Source organism: Sagittula sp. P11 (assembly GCF_002814095.1).
Taxonomy (GTDB): domain Bacteria; phylum Pseudomonadota; class Alphaproteobacteria; order Rhodobacterales; family Rhodobacteraceae; genus Sagittula.
The window spans coordinates 1,747,562-1,767,197 of record NZ_CP021913.1 but is presented as its reverse complement, the minus strand read 5'-3'; the positions used below and the strand labels follow the sequence as shown (position 1 = coordinate 1,767,197).

General features: G+C 66.5%; 19 protein-coding genes and 1 pseudogene. 13 read left to right on the top strand and 7 right to left on the bottom strand.

All coding sequences use genetic code 11. From position 1 onward, the window contains the following. The first annotated feature begins 10 nt into the window (after positions 1–10). Positions 11–1,039 (top strand): uroporphyrinogen decarboxylase, encoded by a 1,029-nt coding sequence (hemE, locus tag CDO87_RS08630; RefSeq protein ID WP_100930888.1) that lies wholly within the window; start codon positions 11–13, stop codon positions 1,037–1,039. 12 nt (positions 1,040–1,051) lie between these two features. Here the strand turns inward: hemE and CDO87_RS08625 are convergent, their stop codons facing one another. Next, positions 1,052–2,026, bottom strand: coding sequence for a DMT family transporter (locus CDO87_RS08625; RefSeq protein WP_100928399.1), 975 nt, complete (start codon positions 2,024–2,026; stop codon positions 1,052–1,054). A gap of 134 nt (positions 2,027–2,160) precedes the next feature. Between CDO87_RS08625 and CDO87_RS08620 the strand changes: the two genes are divergently transcribed. Then, positions 2,161–3,099: an ABC transporter ATP-binding protein gene (locus CDO87_RS08620; protein WP_100928398.1), complete on the top strand. Its 939-nt coding sequence runs from the start codon at positions 2,161–2,163 to the stop codon at positions 3,097–3,099. Then, the gene (locus CDO87_RS08615; protein ID WP_100928397.1) at positions 3,096–3,857 is read left to right on the top strand and encodes an ABC transporter permease; all 762 of its coding nucleotides are present in this window, start codon (positions 3,096–3,098) and stop codon (positions 3,855–3,857) included. The genes CDO87_RS08620 and CDO87_RS08615 overlap by 4 nt, the downstream gene beginning before the upstream one ends. A 45-nt stretch (positions 3,858–3,902) precedes the next feature. Here the strand turns inward: CDO87_RS08615 and CDO87_RS08610 are convergent, their stop codons facing one another. Next, a complete protein-coding gene (locus tag CDO87_RS08610; RefSeq protein ID WP_100928396.1) occupies positions 3,903–4,964 on the bottom strand; it encodes a YeeE/YedE family protein in 1,062 nt (353 codons plus the stop codon). A gap of 232 nt (positions 4,965–5,196) precedes the next feature. Between CDO87_RS08610 and CDO87_RS08605 the strand changes: the two genes are divergently transcribed. Next, a complete protein-coding gene (locus tag CDO87_RS08605) occupies positions 5,197–5,637 on the top strand; it encodes a cupin domain-containing protein (RefSeq protein WP_100928395.1) in 441 nt (146 codons plus the stop codon). 69 nt (positions 5,638–5,706) lie between these two features. Next, positions 5,707–6,942: an MFS transporter gene (locus CDO87_RS08600; protein WP_100928394.1), complete on the top strand. Its 1,236-nt coding sequence runs from the start codon at positions 5,707–5,709 to the stop codon at positions 6,940–6,942. 4 nt (positions 6,943–6,946) lie between these two features. On the opposite strand, the gene CDO87_RS08595 is transcribed toward CDO87_RS08600, so the two are convergent. Beyond that, a complete protein-coding gene (locus CDO87_RS08595; protein WP_100928393.1) occupies positions 6,947–7,327 on the bottom strand; it encodes a hypothetical protein in 381 nt (126 codons plus the stop codon). A gap of 114 nt (positions 7,328–7,441) precedes the next feature. Here CDO87_RS08595 and CDO87_RS08590 point away from each other — a divergent pair, with 114 nt between their 5' ends. Together CDO87_RS08590 and CDO87_RS08585 are read left to right on the top strand one after the other, a co-directional pair. After that, entirely contained in the window at positions 7,442–8,311 is an 870-nt protein-coding gene (locus CDO87_RS08590) for a 50S ribosomal protein L11 methyltransferase (protein ID WP_100928392.1), read from the top strand. Positions 8,312–8,422: 111 nt separating this feature from the next. Beyond that, the gene (locus CDO87_RS08585; RefSeq protein ID WP_100928391.1) at positions 8,423–8,770 is read left to right on the top strand and encodes a hypothetical protein; all 348 of its coding nucleotides are present in this window, start codon (positions 8,423–8,425) and stop codon (positions 8,768–8,770) included. Between the two features lie 84 nt (positions 8,771–8,854). Here the strand turns inward: CDO87_RS08585 and CDO87_RS08580 are convergent, their stop codons facing one another. Then, the gene (locus CDO87_RS08580) at positions 8,855–9,061 is read right to left on the bottom strand and encodes a DUF1127 domain-containing protein (protein ID WP_100928390.1); all 207 of its coding nucleotides are present in this window, start codon (positions 9,059–9,061) and stop codon (positions 8,855–8,857) included. A 325-nt stretch (positions 9,062–9,386) separates the two neighbouring features. Here CDO87_RS08580 and ruvC point away from each other — a divergent pair, with 325 nt between their 5' ends. The 4 genes from ruvC (at position 9,387) to CDO87_RS08560 (ending at position 12,362) form a co-directional block, all read left to right on the top strand. Further along, positions 9,387–9,875, top strand: coding sequence for a crossover junction endodeoxyribonuclease RuvC (ruvC, locus tag CDO87_RS08575; protein ID WP_100928389.1), 489 nt, complete (start codon positions 9,387–9,389; stop codon positions 9,873–9,875). After that, positions 9,872–10,537 (top strand): Holliday junction branch migration protein RuvA, encoded by a 666-nt coding sequence (gene ruvA, locus CDO87_RS08570; RefSeq protein WP_100928388.1) that lies wholly within the window; start codon positions 9,872–9,874, stop codon positions 10,535–10,537. The genes ruvC and ruvA overlap by 4 nt, the downstream gene beginning before the upstream one ends. Before the next feature lie 38 nt (positions 10,538–10,575). After that, entirely contained in the window at positions 10,576–11,601 is a 1,026-nt protein-coding gene (ruvB, locus tag CDO87_RS08565; RefSeq protein ID WP_100928387.1) for a Holliday junction branch migration DNA helicase RuvB, read from the top strand. A gap of 110 nt (positions 11,602–11,711) precedes the next feature. Next, entirely contained in the window at positions 11,712–12,362 is a 651-nt protein-coding gene (locus tag CDO87_RS08560; RefSeq protein ID WP_100928386.1) for a hypothetical protein, read from the top strand. Positions 12,363–12,405: 43 nt separating this feature from the next. Here CDO87_RS08560 and CDO87_RS27200 read toward each other — a convergent pair whose 3' ends face one another. Then, complete coding sequence (locus tag CDO87_RS27200; protein ID WP_254698388.1) at positions 12,406–14,046, bottom strand: CheR family methyltransferase; 1,641 nt, start codon at positions 14,044–14,046, stop codon at positions 12,406–12,408. Between the two features lie 175 nt (positions 14,047–14,221). Further along, a pseudogene (locus CDO87_RS27195) lies at positions 14,222–14,941 on the bottom strand (chemotaxis protein CheB); the annotation flags it as partial. A gap of 81 nt (positions 14,942–15,022) precedes the next feature. Here CDO87_RS27195 and CDO87_RS08550 point away from each other — a divergent pair. Beyond that, positions 15,023–15,388 carry a response regulator gene (locus tag CDO87_RS08550; RefSeq protein ID WP_254698386.1) on the top strand — a complete coding sequence of 122 codons (366 nt, stop codon included), beginning with the start codon at positions 15,023–15,025 and terminating at the stop codon, positions 15,386–15,388. Between the two features lie 73 nt (positions 15,389–15,461). Beyond that, positions 15,462–17,735, top strand: coding sequence for an ATP-binding protein (locus CDO87_RS08545; protein WP_100928384.1), 2,274 nt, complete (start codon positions 15,462–15,464; stop codon positions 17,733–17,735). A gap of 3 nt (positions 17,736–17,738) precedes the next feature. Here the strand turns inward: CDO87_RS08545 and CDO87_RS08540 are convergent, their stop codons facing one another. After that, positions 17,739–19,574 carry a bifunctional diguanylate cyclase/phosphodiesterase gene (locus CDO87_RS08540; protein WP_100928383.1) on the bottom strand — a complete coding sequence of 612 codons (1,836 nt, stop codon included), beginning with the start codon at positions 19,572–19,574 and terminating at the stop codon, positions 17,739–17,741. Between the last annotated feature and the right edge of the window lie 62 nt (positions 19,575–19,636).

Sequence of the window (19,636 nt, the reverse complement as noted above, 5' to 3'; positions counted from 1 at the left end):
GGGAGCCAACATGACCAAGACCCTGCTGCGCGCGCTTGCCGGAGAGACGCTTCCGACCCCGCCGATCTGGATGATGCGGCAGGCGGGACGTTACCTGCCGGAGTACAAGGCCACACGGGCCGAGGCGGGGGACTTCCTGTCGCTGTGCTACAACCCGGAGCTGGCCGCCGAGGTGACGCTGCAGCCGATCCGGCGCTACGGTTTCGACGCGGCGATCCTGTTTGCCGACATCCTGCTGCTGCCGCAGGCGCTGGGGGCGGACCTGTGGTTCGTCACGGGCGAGGGGCCGCGACTGTCGACGATCACCCGGGATGCGGACTTCGACAAGTTGGGCCGTGGCGAGATGATCCACGACACGCTGTCGCCGGTGTACGAGACGGTGAAGATCCTGCGCAGGACCCTGCCCGAGGAGGTCACGCTGATCGGCTTTGCCGGGGCGCCCTGGACGGTGGCGACCTACATGATCGCCGGGCGCGGCACCCCCGATCAGGGCCCGGCGCATGCGCTGAAGGCCGAGAACCGCGCGCTGTTCGAGAAGATCATCGACCGGCTGACCGAGGGCACCATCGACTACCTGACGGAGCAGGTGAAGGCCGGGGCCGAGGTGGTGAAGATCTTCGACAGCTGGGCCGGGTCGCTGCAGGGCGAGGATTTCGACCGCTATGCGCTGGAACCTGCGAAGATCATCACGCAGGAACTGAAGTCGCGCTTTCCCGGTCTGCCGGTCATCGCCTTCCCGCGTCAGGCGGGCGACAGGTACATCGACTTCCACGCCGCAACGGGCGCCGACTGCGTCGCCATCGACGACAGCGTGACGCCGGAGTGGGCGGCAGAGCATGTTCAGCCCCACGGCTGCGTGCAGGGCAACCTGGCCAACACGCATCTCGTCACCGGCGGCGACGCGCTGGTCGAAGAGACGAAGCGCGTGGTGCGGGCATTCTCGAAGGGGCCGCACATCTTCAACCTCGGCCACGGGATCACGCCGGACGCCGATCCGGAGAACGTGCAGATCATGATCGACGCGGTGCGCAGCGCCTGAGCGGGTCCGCCGTCAGCGGCGGCCCCAGCGCGACCGGCGGCCGGGCAGCGGCCGGTTGCGCGCCTGTTCGCGCAGGAAGACGAAGATGCCCGCCCCGATGATCAGCGCGCAGCCGATCCACGTGGCGATTTCCGGCCATTCGCCGAAGATCGTCCAGCCCCAGAAGATCGCCATCGGCAGGCCGATGTATTCGAAGGGCGCGATGATCGCCGCGTCGGCCAGCCGGTAGGCCGAGCTGAGGCAGTATCCCACCACGCCCGAACACAGGCCAAGGCCGATGAACACCGGCCAGTCCTCGGGCGTGGGCCATGTCCATGCGCGCAGGAGGAAGATCAGGCTTTCGTTGCTGACGCCCTCCGCAAACCGCCCGTTCCCCGCGATCAGGAAAAACGCGGTGGAGACCAGCAGGAAGGCGCCCTGCGTGTAGACCGCCATGGCGGAGGCCGCCGTCGTCGCGCCCAGCTTGCGGGTCAGGACCTGCATCAGCGCATAGAACAGCGCGGCCGCCACCGGCAGGAGCATCACGATCCGCGAGACCTGTGCATCGGTGTTCCACGGCTGCTGCATCACCAGCACGCCGAGGAATCCGACGATTACCGCGCCGAGCCGGAGCGGCCCGACCTTTTCCCCGAGAATCGGGATCGACAGGAGAGTGATGAACAGCGGCGCCACGAAGAAGAGCGCGGTCGCCTGGCCCAGTGGCAGCACGGCCACCGCGGCGTAGAAGGTCATGTTCGCCACGACCACGAGGAAGCCGCGCAGGGCGTGGATGCCCGGCGTCCTGCTGCGGAGGAGCCCGAGCCCGCCTTCCCAGAACACGAAGCCGAAGGTGAAGCAAAGCCCGATGGCGGAGCGGGTGAAGACCATCTGGTGCAGCGGGTATCCGCCCGACAACCACTTGATGAGCAAGTCATTTACCGAGATCGCCAGTACGCCGAGGCAGATGAGCACTATTCCGAGGGCGGGGTTGTCGAGGCGGTCCTTCATGCCCTGCCCATACGGCAGGGGGCTGCCCCCGTCCTGTCAGAAAGCGACATGAATAGGCAGTATGCGCGTTTGCACAATTGCAATCCGAACCGGCGAGTTTAGGTTCCGCTTGCGTAAACGGAGGGGCTCTGACCATGGCCATGGTAGAAATTGACGGCGTGAAGAAGCGCTATGAGGGCGGGTTCGAGGCCCTGAAAGGGGTCGACCTGACCATCGAGGAAGGCGAGATCCTCGCGCTGCTCGGGCCGAACGGGGCAGGCAAGACCACCCTGATCTCGGCCATCTGCGGCATCACCATTCCGACCGAGGGCACGATCCGCATCGGCGGGCACGACGTGGTCACCGAATACCGCGCGGCGCGGAGCCTCGTGGGGCTGGTGCCGCAGGAGATCAACCTCGAACCGTTCGAGAAGGTCATCAACACCGTGCGCTTCTCGCGCGGGCTGTTCGGGCTGAAACACGACGAGGCGCTGCTCGAGGACATCCTCAGGAAGCTGTCGCTCTGGGACAAGCGCGACTCGGCGGTGAAGGAACTGTCGGGCGGCATGAAGCGCCGGGTGCTGATCGCCAAGGCGCTGAGCCACGAACCGCGCGTGCTGTTCCTCGACGAGCCGACCGCCGGTGTCGACGTGGAACTGCGGCGCGACATGTGGGAGGTGGTGGCCGACCTCAAGCGGCAGGGCGTCACCATCATCCTGACCACTCACTACATCGAGGAGGCGGAGGCCATCGCCGACCGCGTGGGCGTCATCAACAAGGGCCGCATCCTGCTGGTGGAGGACAAGGACGCGCTGATGGTCCGCATGGGCCAGAAGGAGCTGCGCATCGAACTGGGCGAGCCGCTGTCGGCCATTCCCCCGGCGCTGTCGGACTTCGGCCTGACGCTGGCGGAGGACGGCACGCGCCTGGATTACCAGTACGATTCCAACGCCGAGCGGACGGGCATCGGGCGGCTCATGTCTGCCATATCCTCGGAGGGGCTGGTGGTGCGCGACGTGGCGACCGCGCAGAACTCGCTCGAAGACATCTTCGTCGGCCTCGTGCAAGACGAGCAGAAGGAGGACGCGGCATGAACTTCCGCGCAGTCGCATCCATCTACCGGTTCGAGATGGCGCGGTTCTTCCGCACGCTGTTCCAGAGCTTCATCTCTCCGGTCATTTCCACGTCGCTCTACTTCGTGGTGTTCGGCGCGGCCATCGGGTCGCGCATCGATGAGGTGGAGGGTGTGTCCTACGGCGCCTTCATCGTGCCGGGTCTCATCATGCTGTCGGTGATGACGCAGGCGCTGTCGAACGCGTCCTTCGGGATCTACTTCCCGAAGTTCATCGGCACGATCTACGAACTGCTGTCCGCCCCGGTGAACTTCCTCGAGGTGGTGGCGGGCTATGTCGGGGCGGCGGCCACCAAGGCGCTGTTCATCGGCGTGGTGATCCTTGCCACATCGGCGCTGTTCGTGGACCTGACGATACTGCACCCCTTCGCGATGCTGGTGTTCATGATCCTGACCTGCGTGAGCTTCGCGCTGTTCGGCTTCATCATCGGCATATGGGCGAAGAACTTCGAACAGCTTCAGCTTGTGCCGCTGCTGGTCGTGACGCCGTTGGTGTTCCTTGGCGGGTCGTTCTACTCGATCTCCATGCTGCCGCCGATCTGGCAGAAGATCACGCTGTTCAACCCGGTGGTCTACCTGATCTCGGGCTTCCGCTGGTCGTTCTTCGGCACGGCGGATGTGCCCATCGGCCTGTCGCTGCTGGCGATCGGCGGGTTCCTGTTCCTGTGTCTGGCGGTGATCTGGCTGATCTTCCGGACCGGCTGGCGGATCCGGAACTGAGACTGCGCGGGCGGCCTTCGGGTCGCCCGCAGCTTTTTCGGCGGGTCAGACGTGCGCGGGCTGGCCGCGGCCGCCGAGGATGACGTCCATGCTCATCCCGCCGATCCACATGCAGAACAGCGCCAGCCACGCGGTTCCGGCAAAGATCGAGCCGCCGGAGACGCCCGCGCCGATGGCGCAGCCGCCGGCCAGCATCCCGCCGAAGCCCATCATCACCGCGCCGATCATGGCGTTGCGCATGGGGGTCGAGCCTTCGAACCCCTGGAACTTCAGTTCCTTCGCCAGAAGGGCCGACAGGAACGACCCCAGCACGACGCCCGGCACCAGACCCACGTCGAATTCGAGCACAGAGGTACGGTCGAGGAAGAACATCAGCGTGTTGGCCGAGGGGCCGGTGAAGGTCAGGCTTTCGATCTGGACCGGCTCGAACGCGGATTGCGACAGCATGTAGGTCAGCCCGTAGCCCACAGCCGCGGCAAAGCCCACGCCGGAGGCGAAGACCAGCCGCGAAAACCCGATGCGGTTGCGGCGGCTCAGTTCCAGCGCGACGAGCGCGATGGCGAGGCCGATCACAAGCCCGGCCTCACGCGGCAGGTGCAGGGCGGTCAGCAGGTCCATGTTGCGCCCGCCGGTGGTGATCCAGAGTGCGGCGATGCGGTCGCGGATCGGGGCGAGCCAGCCGGTCAGGCTCATCTGTGCGGTGACGGCGAAGATCAGCCCCGACACGACGGAGCGCAGGTTGCCCGTGGCCGCCAGCACCAGCAGGCGGCCCGAGCAGCCGCGCGCCAGCACCATGCCGGCGCCGAAGATCAGCCCGCCGACGATGGCGCCCGACCAGCTTCCCGGGACGGCCATCATGCGGGCCTCGGTCGTGTCGAGCAGGCCCAGTAGCTGCGCGCCCTGCACCCAGACAAGCGCCGTGGAGAAGGTCAGCAGCCAGACCGCGACCTTGTCCTGCATCATGCCGCGGGCGAATTCGACCGTCGCGGCACGCAGGCAGAAGCGTGAGCGTTGCGCCGCGATGCCGAATATCACGCCGGTCACCAGCCCGAAGAGCGCGGCGGTCGGGGATTCTCCGATCCGGTCGATCAGCGGAACGATGTCCATGGGCGGCCCTCCTGCGGTGTGACGCTGGCCGGGGTTCTGCCGGAGAATCGGAAAAGGTGACTTGATGCAGATCATTAAATTCAATTTTCCGCATGAATGGCCGGTCACGGCGCCGGTTTTTTGCCCGTCACAGCGTCATGTGCGACATGCGCGTCGTTTTCCGGGCAGCGGTGGAGGTGTCTGAAATGCAATGGGCGGATCCAGAGACACGCTTTGCCGGGAGGCGCCCGCGATGAACGAGACCGTCCAGTTCGACCTGACCGCCGCGACGATGGCGGCCGTGGCCATGTCTGCGCTTCCGGTGGTGGCCAATGCCGACCATGCGCCGCTGGAAGGCGGCGAGGACCCGGCGTTTGGCACGGTGCGCTGGAAGACCCTGTTCGACGGCGACAAGACCGCGACCTCCTCCATGGTGCTGGGCGTGGCGGAGTTCGGCCCGCAGGGAACGCTGTTGCCGCACCGCCATGCCCCGGCCGAAATCTACTTCGGCCTGTCGGGCACCGGCATCGTCACCATCGATGGCGTAGCACATGAGATCGCGCCGGGCGTTGCGCTCTACATCCCGTCGGACGTGGAGCATGGCACGGTGGCCGGGTCTGAGGGGCTGCGCTTCCTCTACGTTTTCCCGCGCGACCGCTTTGCCGAGGTGGAGTACCGCTTCTCCGTGGCGTGATCTTTTCGCCGGGCTGTGCGTTTTCGCACGAAAAGCGGACTCGCCAAAGTGTTTGCCCGGGCGTAAAGCATGCTCATGACACCTATTCCGCTCTCCGAGGCACGTTCGCTGCCGATCTGGCGCCGGCCCATCACGCTGCTGTTCCTGATGTCGATTGCCATGCCACTGTCGTTCGCGACGTGGTCGGCGCTGCTCAACAACTTCGTCATCGAGGTGGCGCAGTTCGACGGGGCGGACATCGGCTGGCTGCACACCGTGCGCGAGATCCCCGGCTTCCTTGCCATCGGGGTGATCCTCGTGATCATCGTAATGCGCGAACAGGTGCTGGCGCTGGTGTCGCTGGCGCTGCTGGCGGTGGCCACGGCGGTCACGGCGTGGTTCCCGACGATGGGCGGGCTGCTGTTCATTACGCTGATGTCGTCCATCGGCTTCCACTACTACGAGACGGTGAACCAGTCGCTGCAGCTTCAGTGGCTGAGGAAGGACCGCGCGCCGCAGATCCTGGGCTGGCTGATCGCTGCCGGATCGGGCGCGACGCTGGTGGCCTACGGGCTGATCGTGCTGACCTGGGACCGGCTTGGCCTCAGCTATGACACGGTGTTCATGGCCTCGGGCGGCCTGACGTTGGTGATCGTGATCTATTGCGCCATCGCCTTCCCGCAGTTCGAGAGCCCGAACCCGCAGGTGAAGAAGTTCATCCTGCGCAAGCGGTACTGGCTGTACTACGCGCTGCAGTTCATGTCGGGCGCGCGGCGGCAGATCTTCGTGGTCTTCGCGGGCTTCATGATGGTCGAGCGTTTCGGCTTCGACGTGCACGAGGTGACGGCGCTGTACCTCATCAACCTTGTCGCCAACATGGTGATCGGGCCGGTCTTCGGGCGCGCCGTCTTCAGGTTCGGCGAACGCAACACGCTGGTCTTCGAGTACATCGGCCTGACGCTGGTGTTCACGCTGTATGGCGGGATCTACTGGTTCGGCTGGGGCGTGGTGCTGGCGGCGGTGCTGTATGTCGTCGACCACCTGTTCTTTGCCATGGCGCTGGCGCTGAAGACCTACTTCCAGAAGATTGCCGACCCGGGCGACATCGCGCCCACGGCGGCGGTAGCGTTCACCATCAACCACATCGCGGCGGTCTTCCTGCCGGCGCTGCTGGGCTACCTCTGGCTGACCTCGCCGGGGGCGGTGTTCGGGCTGGCGTCCTGCATGGCGATGACCTCGCTGGGGCTGGCGCTGCTGATCCCGCGCCACCCCGCGCCGGGGAACGAGACCCGGTTCAGCGCATTGGCCCCCGCCCCGGCGGAGTGATCCGTCAGCGGCAGAGCGGCGAGACGTCGAAACCGACGATCTGTTCGTTCAGCAGCTCGAACTTCAGGACCGACATGCAGCCGTCGGCGGTCGTGGCCGTGCCTTCGAGGACGGTCGGCTTGCCGGTGCCGGTCGAGACGCTGGAGAACGAGACCTTCTCGTAGGCTTTCGCGCCCGCGAACATCTCGGCCATCTTGTCGGTGCTGAGCTGATCCTGAAGGCCGGGATGGAGGAGGGCGCGCGCCTCGGCGTGGCCGCCGGTGGTGCTGAGCGTGACGAACTGCCGGGCGATGTCGCGCGACCCGGAGGTGAAGAAGAACATGGCACCGGCGAACAGCGCGACAACAAGAACGAGGCCGCCAAGGACCTTGAGAACGGTTTTCATAAGAATGGACTCCGAAAGAATACGCCGTGAGCGTGGCGCAGTTTCGCGAGTCTGGCAATGCTGGCGTGTGCCCTCCGGCTGGTGTAAGGCGCGGAAGCACCCGATGGAGACCCGATGATGCCGACCTGGACCGCCTTCACCAAGATCGACGACAAGACCCGCGCCGAGGCGTTGGGCGAGGCGATGGAAGAGCTCGAACCGGAACCGACAGGCGTCGGCGTTTTCGAGATCGAGGACGGATCGGGCCTGTGGGAAATCGGCGGCTACTTCATCGAAGCGCCGAACGAAGTGGAGCTTGCGCTTCTGTCCGCGGCCTACCACGCGCAGGGCTTTGTCGTGTCCGAAGTGCCGGACACCGACTGGGTCGACAAGGTGCGCCGCGAACTGACGCCCGTCGTTGCGGGGCGGTTCTTCGTCTACGGCAGCCACGATGCGGACAAGATCCCGGAAGGGTCGGAGCCGCTGCTGATCGAAGCGGCGATGGCCTTCGGCACCGGGCACCACGGCACCACGCAGGGCTGCCTTGAGGCGCTGGACCGGCTGGCGGGCGAGGGCTTTGTCGGCCGCAGCGTCGCGGACATCGGTTGCGGCACGGCGGTTCTGGCCATGGGTGCCGCGCGCATCTGGCCGGAGACCGTGGTGGCCTCCGACATCGACGAGGTTGCGGTCGAGGTGGCCGAGGCCAACGTGCGCGCCAACGCGCTTGAGGGCAAGGTCATCTGCGTGGAGGCGGCGGGCTTCGAGAACGACGTCCTGCACGAACGCGCGCCCTATGACCTCGTGTTCGCGAACATCCTCAAGCAGCCGCTGATCGACCTTGCCCCGTCGATGAAGGCGCATCTGGCCGACGGCGGCTATGCGATCCTGTCGGGCATCCTGACGCGTCAGGCCGACGAGGTCGCAGAGGCCTACGCGGCAGAGGGAATCGCCGAGGTGAACCGCACCACGATCGGTGACTGGGTCACGCTGCTCCTGCAAAAATGAGGAGGGTTCATGCCGTTTTTGGGTAAAACCTGCGGCAAGTGCCCAATTCTCGCCACATTCCTTGGCTAAAAATGTGTCCAATCGGTGGGGGCCGGTATTTCAGAGGCTGCCATGGAAGAAGCGCTCTCCAGCTATAAACGTCGCGAACAGGCCCTTCGTCGCAAGCACGAGCGCCTGGCGCGGGGCTATGTGACGAAGCTCGACAAGAAGACAGGGAATTACGTGCAGGTGCCCGCCGGCAAGACCGGCGGAGTGGGACTGCGTGTCATTCTGGCGGCGGTGGCAGGCTTCATCGCCTTCAAGACGCTGGTCCTGACGTACCTCGGCAGCGGGGATTACCAGGTCCACGTCGATACCCTGGCCAGCGGCTCCATCTTTGAACGGGTCGGCGCGTGGCTCATGCAGATCGACCCGCTGACCGCGAAACTGGCCGAGCTCGGATCACTGCTTGTTTCGTAAAGACTGACTATCTCTCGCTGTGCTCACGTAAAAAGGGCCGCGTCTTTGCCAGACGCGGCCCTTTTTCTGTAGCGCCCCATGCGCTTAGTAGCGACGGGCTACGGCGTCGATGTCGCCGCGGTGCAGGCCGATGTCGTCGAGTTCGCGGTCGGTCAGCGATGCAAGTGCCTTGCGGGTCTGACGGGTGTCATTCCATGCGGCGAACGCGCCGACGGCAGTGGTGAACATGGTGCCAATGCGGGCGGCGGAGCCCGTGGCGGCGTGGTGGCGGGTGGTGTCGTATGCGGCCATCTCGATCTCCTGGATGATGGGGGGGGTGCATGTTTACAAAGCGCACGTAAAATGTGCGAAGCGCACAAGCAAGGGGCGGAAATTGCATGGGACATCTGCATTTTCTGCATGGCAGCATTCGCGGTTAACTGCCTATAAAAACTGGCAAAATTCCGCCTGAAATCGTGTCGCTTTCCACTCCGCAACCGGCGCAAACCGACACCGCCTGCCGCGCGATGTCGCCTGTGGATAAAGGGGTGTCGCTTTTGGGCTCCGCCGCTTTAACCTTGGCGTTTGTTCGCGTTTCGTGCTAACTGTGGCCGCATAACAAGAAAAGTGGGCGAGGATGCGGGTATTGGGCATTGATCCGGGGTTGCGACACCTCGGATGGGGGGTCATCGAGGTCGACGGCAGCCGCTTGCGGCACGTGGCCAACGGCATTTGCGATTCGGAAGGGACCGATCTGGCGCTGCGGCTGTTGTCGCTGCACAGCCAGCTGACGCGGGTCTTCGAGACGCACGCACCGGACGAGGCCGCCATCGAGAAGACATTCGTCAACAAGGACGCGGTGGGCACGCTGAAGCTGGGCCAGGCGCGGGGTGTCGCGCTGCTGGTGCCGGCGCAGTTCGGGCTGAGCATCGGGGAGTACGCGCCGAACCAGGTCAAGAAGACGGTGGTCGGCGTGGGTCATGCGGACAAGAACCAGATCCTGCACATGGTGAAGATGCAGTTGCCCGGTTGCCAGCCGGTCGGCCCGGACGCGGCGGATGCGCTGGCCATCGCGATCTGCCATGCGCATCACTCCGGCGTGCAGCGGATGAAGGTGCGGGCATGATCGGGCGGATTGCCGGACAGATCGTCTATCGCGGCGACGACCACGTGCTGATCGACGTGCGCGGCGTGGGCTATGTCGTCTATTGCACCGACCGGGTGCTGGCGTCGCTTGGCCGGGCCGGGGAGTTCGCAGCGCTGTATACCGACCTGCTGGTGCGCGAGGACCTGCTGCAGCTGTTCGGCTTTCCGACGCTGGTGGAGAAGGAATGGTTCCGCCTGCTGATGTCGGTGCAGGGCGTGGGGGCCAAGGCGTCGCTTGCGATCCTCGGCGCGCTTGGCGCGGATGGCGTGTCGCGGGCGCTGGCGCTTGGCGACTGGAACGCGATCAAGGCGGCGAAGGGCATCGGTCCCAAGACCGCGCAGCGCGTGGTGAACGAGCTGAAGGACAAGGCGCCGATGGTCATGGCCATGGGCGTGAGCGCGACCTCGGTGCCGCTGTCGGATACGCCCGACGAGGTGATCGAGACCGCCCCGCGCGCCCCTGCAGCGGCCCCGGCACCCGTGGCCTCGGCCCAGGCAGAGGCGCTTTCCGCGCTCGGCAACCTCGGGTATGGACCGGGCGAGGCGGCAGGCGCCGTGGCGCAGGCCGCGGGAGAGGACGGAGCGCTGGACACGGCGGGCCTGATCCGCGCGGCGCTGAAGCTGTTGGCGCCCAAGGGGTGAGGCGGGTCGCGCGCCCGACCGACCGGTAAGGAAGAGGCATGGAACCTGACCCGACGATGCGGCCCGAGCCCCTGCCCGAGGACCGCGACCGCGCGCTCCGGCCGCAGATGCTGGTGGATTTCGTCGGCCAGGCGGAGGCCCGGGCGAACCTCCGGGTGTTCATCGAAAGCGCCCGGTCGCGCGGCGAAGCGATGGATCACACGCTGTTCCACGGCCCGCCGGGGCTGGGCAAGACGACGCTGGCGCAGATCATGGCGCGCGAACTGGGGGTGGGGTTCCGCATGACCTCCGGTCCTGTGCTGGCCAAGGCGGGCGATCTGGCGGCGATCCTGACCAACCTCGAAGCGCGGGACGTGCTGTTCATCGACGAGATCCACCGCATGAGCGCGGCGGTGGAGGAGGTCCTCTATCCGGCGATGGAGGACTACGAGCTGGACCTCGTGATCGGCGAGGGGCCGGCGGCGCGCACCGTGCGGATCGAGTTGCAGCCCTTCACGCTGGTGGGGGCCACGACGCGGCTGGGGCTTCTGACGACGCCGCTGCGCGACCGCTTCGGCATCCCGACGCGGCTGAACTTCTACACGGTCGACGAGCTGGAGACGATCGTCGCTGGCAACGCGCGCAAGCTGGGCGTGCGGGTCGAAGGCTCCGGCGCGCGGGAGATCGCGCGGCGCGCAAGGGGCACGCCCCGGATCGCCGGGCGGCTGCTGCGCCGGGTCGTGGACTTTGCCGTGGTCGAGGGTGGCGGGGTTGTCACGCAGGCGCTTGCGGATTCCTCGCTCACTCGGCTGGGCGTGGATGCGCTGGGTCTGGACGGTGCGGACCGGCGCTACCTGCAGCTGATCGCGCAGAGCTATGGCGGCGGGCCGGTGGGGATCGAGACGCTCTCGGCCGCGCTGTCGGAAAGCCGCGACGCGCTGGAGGAAGTGGTGGAGCCCTACCTGCTGCAACAGGGCCTGATCCAGCGGACGCCACGCGGGCGGATGCTGACGCAGTCGGCGTGGAAGCACATCGGCATGGCCCCGCCGCGCCCGGACACACCCCCCGACCTGTTCGGGAAGTGAGACAAAACGCCGGGATTGCCCGCAAGGGGAGGGGCGTGTAACCCCGCCCCACATCCTGTTGCGCCGGCCCCGGTGGCCGCACGCGCGCCCCGAGACATGGCGGAGGGCCCATGACCCAGACCGACACCATCACCCCCGAGGACATCGCGGCCCTGTTCACCCGGTCGGACGGCAGCTTCTTTTGCGCCCGCTGGGGGCGGCCCATCGCGCCCATCGTCTTTGGCGTGGAGGACGCGACACTAAGCGTGGTGAAGGGGGCGTTCGAGGCGGTCTGTGCGCTGGCCGCTCACGGCATGGCCGAGACGGATACGGAACTGGGCAGCAACTTCATGGTGTTCTTCTTCCGCGACTGGCCGGAACTGCTGGACGTGCCCAACCTCGACCGGCTGATCGACGGGCTGGGCGCGCTGGTCGCGCGGCTGGACGCGGCGGAGGCCAACCAGTACAGGGTCTTCCGCTTTGACGAAAGCGGCGCGATCCGGGCCTGTTTCGTGTTCCTGCGGATGGACGATGCGCTGTCGAAAGTCCCGGCAGAGGAGCTGGCCCTGGGACAGGTGGCGCAGAGCATCCTGTGCTGGTCCGACACGGCCTTTTCGGAACGCTCGCCGCTGGCGCGGGCGGGGGAGACCACGGTACTCCGGCCCGACATCGCGGGTGTGATCCGCGCCGCCTACGATCCCGTGCTGCCCGCCGTGTCGCTGGACCCGAGCCACGCGCTGCGGCTGTTCGCACGCATGGCCGCGCAGTTGCCGGACGCCTGAGGCGCGCCGGCGGGGCCTGCACGTCACGCGGCGTGTGCCGCCGCTAGCGGACCAGCACCACGGCGCCGGTGTCCGAGTCGGGGTTCTCCTTCGTGGGGTGCACCTCGACCGTGATCGCTTGGCCGCGATGCTCGCCGCTGACCGTCTGGGACGTGCCGGATTCCAGCACCTCGTCGATCACCGTTTCGAGGGCGGTGAATTCCAGCCGCGGACCGACTACGTGGAAGGTGCGGCCGATGTCGTGGGTTTCCAGCTTGAACCGTTCGGAGACCAGTTCGCTGAACCGCTGGATGCGCCCCTGCTTGTCGAGGAAGATGACCCCGGTGCCCAGAAGTTCGAGCACCTGTTCGGTGTTGGCGTTGAGCTGCGACAGGAGTTCGATCTTGCGCTCGTGCTCGGCGCTGACGGAGACGAGTTCCTCGTTCACCGCGTGCAGTTCCTCGTTGGAGGACTGGAGTTCCTCGTTCGCGGCCTGAAGCTCTTCGTTGGAGGCCTGCAGTTCCTCGTTGGAGGCCTGAAGTTCCTCGCCACTGGCCTCCAGCCGTTCGGTCACGTGCTGGAGGGTCTGTTCGGTCAGGCGGAGGTCGCGTTCGAGTTCGTGGATGCGGGTGGTGACGACGCTTACGTCCTCGTCGCTGATCGGCTGGATCGCGGCAGCGGAGTCCTGCGGAGCCTCTTCCTTGGCGAGTTCCAGCCCGACCAGCATGACCTTGACGCGCGACACCTGGTCCAGCGCCTCGATGCGGACGTTGCAGGTCTGGACCTCGCCATCGGTCAGCGTGACCTTGGTCTTGCGGCTGTAGGACTCGAGCTGGCCCTGGCGCAGTTTCTCGAGCGCGACGTTGATGGTGAAGTGCAGGTCGTGGTGCACGATGTTCTCGACCGTCCAGTCGGTGAGGTTGTTCATCGTGTCGATGAACAGCCGCGCCATGCCGAACCAGCCCAGCACCGACCCGTCCCCGGTCACGAGGATCGACGGCGGCGCATAGCGCTTGAGCAGGGCGTCGTACCCCTTGATCAGCGTCTCGCGGCTGCGGATGTCGGCGATGTCCGAGGCGACGGAACGGTCACGCGGACGCTTTGGCGCGGCGACGGCGGTTTCGTGCAGCGGGCGGGCGCGGAACTTGCCGGTCATCACGCTGTGGTCGAGCACACGGCCTTCGGAGGCCTTCTGGAAGATGCGCCAGCGCGAGTCGATGGTGTCGAATTCCTGGCTGAACCGGCCAAGGCTTTCGGAGGGGCCGAGGAACATGTAGCCGTTCCGCCGCAGCCCGAAGAGGAACATCGACAGGACGCGCGCCTGCGGGCGGTCCTGAAGGTAGATGAACAGGTTGCGGCAGGAGATCAGGTTGAGGTTCATGAAGGGCGGATCGCTCAGCACGTCATGGGCGGAGAAGATGATCTTCTGGCGCAGGATCGGATCGACCACATACTTGTTGTTGCGCTTTTCGAAGTAGCGGCCGACGATCTCGGGCGGCAGGTTCGCGACGGCCTGCGCGTCATAGGCCCCGGCAGAGGCCCGTTCGAGCGAGCCGCGGTGCATGTCGGTCGCGATGATGCGGAACTTGCGGGCGGCCCCTGCCTCGGCCAGCGCTTCGGACATCTCTATGGCGAGCGTATAGGCCTCTTCGCCGGAGGCGCAGCCCGGCACCCAGATACGCAGGGGGCGAGGTTTCGTCGTCATTGCGGGCGAGCTTGTTCAGCACCTGCTTGCGCAGGACGGTGAAGGCCTCCGGGTCGCGGTAGAACTCCGTCACGCCGATCAGCAGGTCGCGGTAAAGCTCGTCCAGGGCCGACCGGTCGTCGGCCAGCAGCTTGAAATAGTCGGCCGGATCCTCGATGCCGCGCAGGTGTTGCCGCCGTTCCACCCGCCGCCGGACGTTGGCCGACTTGTAGGAGGAAAAGTCGACGCGGAACCCGTCTTCGAGCAATTGCAGGATGCCGTTCATCGTGCCGGAAAAATCCTTGTCTTCGCCGCTATCGGGTGCCCGTCCGGCAAAGATATCGCGGATCGCATCGGGCATGTCGGCGGCGCGCAGCACGCGGTCGACGGCGCCTGCGGCGATCACGCCCATCGGCATCGAGTTGAAGCCGGCCTCGTTCGGAGACTGGGCGATTACGGCGCCTCCGGCCTCGTGCAGAACCTTCGCCCCGCGCGATCCGTCGCTGCCCGATCCGGAAAGGATCACCCCGACCACGGGCTGTTTCTTGCGCTTGGCGACTGACCTGAGCAAAGTGTCGATCGGCAGGCGGGGCAGCTTGTCCTGGCTTGAAAACGATTGGACCCGGAAGATGTCGTCCTCCAGTTCGACGCTGATACCGGGACGGTTCAGGTAGATCGTGTCGGGCCGCAGCCTCATGCCGTCTTCGATGTGTTCGATCTTCATGCGCGACTTCCGCGACAGAAGTTCGTGCATCATCGACTTGTAGTCCGGCGAGAGGTGCTGGATCACCACGAAGGCCCAGCCGGAAAGATCCGAAGCGGCTTCGAAGAAGTCTTCGAGCGGTTCGAGCCCGCCGGCAGATGCGCCCACAACGACGAGAGGGACACTCTCAGAGCTGCCTTTCGCGTCGGCCATACCAGATCCTTCCCGGTTTAAATGTGCCTGAACTCTTGGTAACACAGAAGAAGGCGTTTTCAATCGAACGTGGAGCCGAGCTTGGTCCGTATTCTGCTTGCCGACGACGATCCGGAGTATCGCATCGCCTTTGCAGAGGCGATGGAGGCGGTCGGACACTCAGTGGCGGCCTTCGAAACCGTGGCCGAGACGCTGGAGGCGTTGCAGGCAGATCCCTTCGACATCGTGTTCCTCGATGTCATCATGGACGGGGGCGGGGCGATCACCGCGGTCCACAGCGTCCGCGCACTCAAGCCGGACATTCCGGTGGTGGTCATCACCGGGCGGCCCGAACTGATTGACTCTCCGCTGTTCACGCAGGGGCTGCGGTCTGCAGATGCGAAGATCAGGAAAACGTCCACGCTGTCGGAGCTGGCCGAGGTTGTCCGGGTCCTGACCAAAGGCTGAGGCGGGCTTCGGGCCTGCGTCTCGCCGTCTTGCGGAACGCCAAGCTTGGCCGGAACACGGCCGGAGGACAGGAATGCGCGCAGCGGCAGCCCACATGGACCAGAGCGGCGAACGGCGGCGTTCCCGGGTGCGCCGCGCCGCGCATGTGCTGAACGCCGCCGCCTTCGCGGTCGGGTTTCTCAACCTCGTGACGCGGCTGACGGGCGGCGGGCTTGCCTTCGATCTGGGCCCGGCGATGGTGCCCGCCACCTCGGTCTGCGTGATGCTGCTGTCGGCGGGCTTTGCGCTTCGGCACCTTGCGCCGCGCCTGGCGCCGCTGGCACTTGGGCTGAAGGGCCTCGCTGTCCTGATCGCCTTCTGGGGGCTGACGCTGGGCCGGGTCGGGGCAGAGCCCACGGCATGGATGTCGACCGCGACCGGCTTGGGCGTCGTCCTTGCCGCGCTGGTCGCCGCGATGCCGGAGCGGCACGATGCAAAGGGCTACGTGGCAAGCGCCGGGCTTCTGCTGGCGCTTGTCTCGCTTGTCAGTTTCGCCTTCGACCTGGGCGGCATGCAGGGCACCCCGGTCCTGACCGGCCTGTCGCTGCCGACCGCTTTGAGCCTGACGCTGATCTTCCTTGCCCAGATCCTTTCGCGCCCGTCGCGCGGCTGGATGGCTGTGCTGACCGGCGAAGGATCGGGCAGCCACATCGCCCGGCGGTTCCTTCTTCCGGTCGTCATCGGGCCGGTTGTGCTGGCGTGGCTGGCGCTGAAGGCCACCGAGCTCGGGTTCATCACACCCAGCGTCCGGCTGAGCGCGCTTAGCATGTTGCTGGGCGCGCTCGGGGGTTACGTGATCCTGCGGGTCGCGGCGTTCCAGAACGAGCGGGCGCAGGCCGCGCGGCAGCGGCTGGAGGAACTGGGGACGATCCTTGGGGCGGTGCCGCTTGGCGTCTTCCTGATGGACGCGGACATGAAGGTGATCCTGACCAACCACAGTGCACGGGCGATGATCGGTGACGGCGAAACGGCGGACCGCTGGCTGCGCGAGGCGGAGTTTCACGAACTGGAAACCCGGCGGCGGCTTGTGGGGGAAGAGCATCCCTTTGCACGCCTGACGGGCGCAGAGGCCTTCCGGTCGGTCTTTGTCGGGCATCTCGGCCCCGACGGCAGCGAGCAGGCCCTGCAGTTCGTCCTGACCCCGCTGGAGCCGGTTCCGGGCACTGCCGGGCGTCATGTGCTGACCGTCTGGAACGAGACCGAAAGCTGGGTCGTGCGCACCAACATGGCGCGGACCGAACGCTTCGAGGCGATGAGCCAGCTTGCCTCGGGCGTGGTGCACGAGGTCGCCAACATCTTCGGGGTCATCCGGCTGTCCACCGACACGTGGTCGCTGCGCAAGACCGATCCGTCGATGGACGGGGTGATCGGCACCTTGCAGAAGGTCGTCTCGCGCGGGGTGCTGCTGATCGACCAGCTCATGGCGCTGACGCGGGATTCGCGCCCGGACCTCCGGACTGAACTCGTCCGCCTGATCGAGGAGACGGTCTCGGTCGTCCGGCCCTCCCTGCCGACGGACATGATCCTGGAGGCGGACCTGCCAGAGGGGCCGGTGTCGGTGCCCGGTGGGCCTGCGGACTACGAGACGGCGCTGGTCCACCTGATCCTGAACGCCCGCGACGCCTGCATCGCCTCTGGTCCCGGCGGGCGGATCACGGTGCGGCTGACCGGGGGGGCAGAGGGCGACCCCGTCGTGCTGGAGGTGCGCGACACCGGGCCCGGCATGTCGGCGGAGTTGCTGGCGCGGTTCAGTGAACGGCAGGCCGTGAAGCGTCCCGGGGTGGGCGACACGCCGATCGGACTGTTCGCCGTCCGCGCCTTTGCCGACCGGACGGGCGGACGGCTGGAGCTGTCGAACGTGCCCGGTGCGGGCCTCTCGGTGCGGATGGTGCTGGAGCCGGAGCCCGCCGCCGCCGGACAGACGCCCGTCGAGCAGCCCGTCCTGTCCGGCGTGCGCGTGCTGCTGATGGACAAGCGTGTCGACACGAGGGCCCTGTCGGCAGAGGCGCTGGCGGCCATGGGGGCCGATGTCACGACCGCCGCGACCGCCGCCGCGGCGCGCGACAGCCTGAAGGGCGACGCCCGGATCGATCTGCTTATCACGGACGTGCAACTGGACGACGGCAGCAGCGGCGATTACCTTGCCAAGCTGGCCCGAGGGCGCAATCCGGACCTCAGGGTGATCTATTGCTCGGGCTATGCCGAGATGGTCGACCCCGCGCTGCGCCATGTTCCCGGCCTCGGCCTGCGCAAGCCGGTGTCGATCATGCTGCTGAAGCGGACGGCTGCGCTGGCACTTGGCCGGTAGGGCCTACCAGTCGTCCCGGCTGTTGAGCATGTCGAAGTCGATGGTCCTGAGGCTGTCGGCCAGGCCGGAAGCGGGCAGCGCCGCCGCGAAGAGGTGGCCCTGACCCTTGGCGCAGTTCATGCTTTGCAGCGCCCGCAGTTGTTCCGGCGTCTCGATCCCCTCGGCGATGACCGTCAGGTCCGAGCTTTCGGACAGGTGGAGGATCGACTCGACAATGGCGCGGTCGATTTCGCTGTCCAGCATCCGCCCGATGAAGTGGCGGTCGATCTTGAGGATGTCCACCGGCCATCCGCTGAGATGGCGCAGCCCGCCGTACCCGGTGCCGAAGTCGTCCAGCGCCACGCGCGCGCCGCGGCGGCGCAGTTCCTCCAGCGTGCGGAAGACCTGCCCCTCGGCGGCGCCGAGCATGATCTTCTCGGTCACCTCGATGATGATCTGCGACCACGACAGCCCGTGGATCTCGGACAGGTGGGATTGCAGTTCGAAGGCGAATTCCCGGTTCATCAGGTCGAAGCTGGTGACGTTGATGGCAAGCGTCAGGTCCCGCGCCCGGTTGGGGCCGAGATCGGCGAGCGCCTTCAGCGCGGAGCCGGTCAGCTTCTGGGTCAGCCGCTCCGCGTTTTCCGGATCGTTCAGGATCGGGATGAAATCGTCGGGCATCAGGACGCCGCGGTCCGGGTCTTCCCAGCGGGCCAGCACCTCGAAGCCCGTGCAGTCGCCGGTGACGAGGTTGTGGACCGGCTGGAAATACGGGCGGATCTGGTTGGCGGACAGCGCGGCATTGAAGCGGCGCGTGATCTCGCGCGGGTTCGGGCGCCGGTCCATGCCGGGGGCGAAGACGGTGGACAGGCCGCGCCCGCCGCTCTTGGAGACGTGGAGCGCGCCTTCGGCCAGTTCGAAGAGGGTGTCGTAGTCCACGGCGTCGTTGGGGTAGGTCGCGGCGCCTGCACTGGTCCGCCCGAGGTTCGGACGCCCCAGCGTGGCGGTGCTGCGCAGGATGCTGTCGCGGCAGCGGGACAGCACGTCGCCGAGGTAGCTGTTGTAGCGTTCGGGCAGTTCGACCAGCGCCCCGAACTGGTCGCCGGCAAGGCGCCCGACGATGGCGGTGTCGGGCAGGGCCGCCGAAAGGGCACCCGCCACCAGTCCGAGGTAGCTGTTGCCGAACTGGTATCCGAAGAGATCGTTGACGTTCTTGAGGTTCTCCACCTCGAACAGGATCAGCGCGCAGGCATCCGCGCTGTCCTGCAACCGTTTTCGGACCTCGCGTTCGAAGGCGCCGAGGGTCTGCGCGCCGGTCAGCGGATCGGTACGGGTCTGCAGCTCGAGCCGGGCAGAGCGGCGTTGCGCGGCAATCAGCTCGATCTCCAGCTCGAAGCTGGTGGTCACCGCCTTCAGCATCGTCGACACCATGACAGAGATCGCGTCGAGCCGTGCCTTGTGCGGGGCCGTCGCGGCGTCCGCTTCCTGCATGCGCACCGCGAGGCAGCCGCAGACGCTGTAGTCCCCGTCCAGGAGGATCCGGCAGATGATCTGGTCCGACCCGTGCCGCCCGTCCACGGGATACGGCATCGTCCTGACTGTCGGGATGCTGGTGCCGGTGGCGCGCTGGATCAGGTAGTCATCGAGAAAGCGGGTCGCGGCCTCTTCCAGCTGGGACGACTGCACCTGGCGCAGCACGTGGACATCGCCGTGCTTGGAGCTCGCGCGCGGGATCAGCACGACCTCCGCCGCCCCGAGCGAATCACGGATCAGAGTCTCTGCACCTTCGACGATGCGCCTGACTTCCTCTTGAAAGGCGGCACCGGATTCAACTGCGTTACTTTCCCAGAGGTCGCTCAACTTGCCATCTTTCCATCGGTCAAACCTGTAACGGGCCCGCCTGGGTGACCGTACAGTGGCCT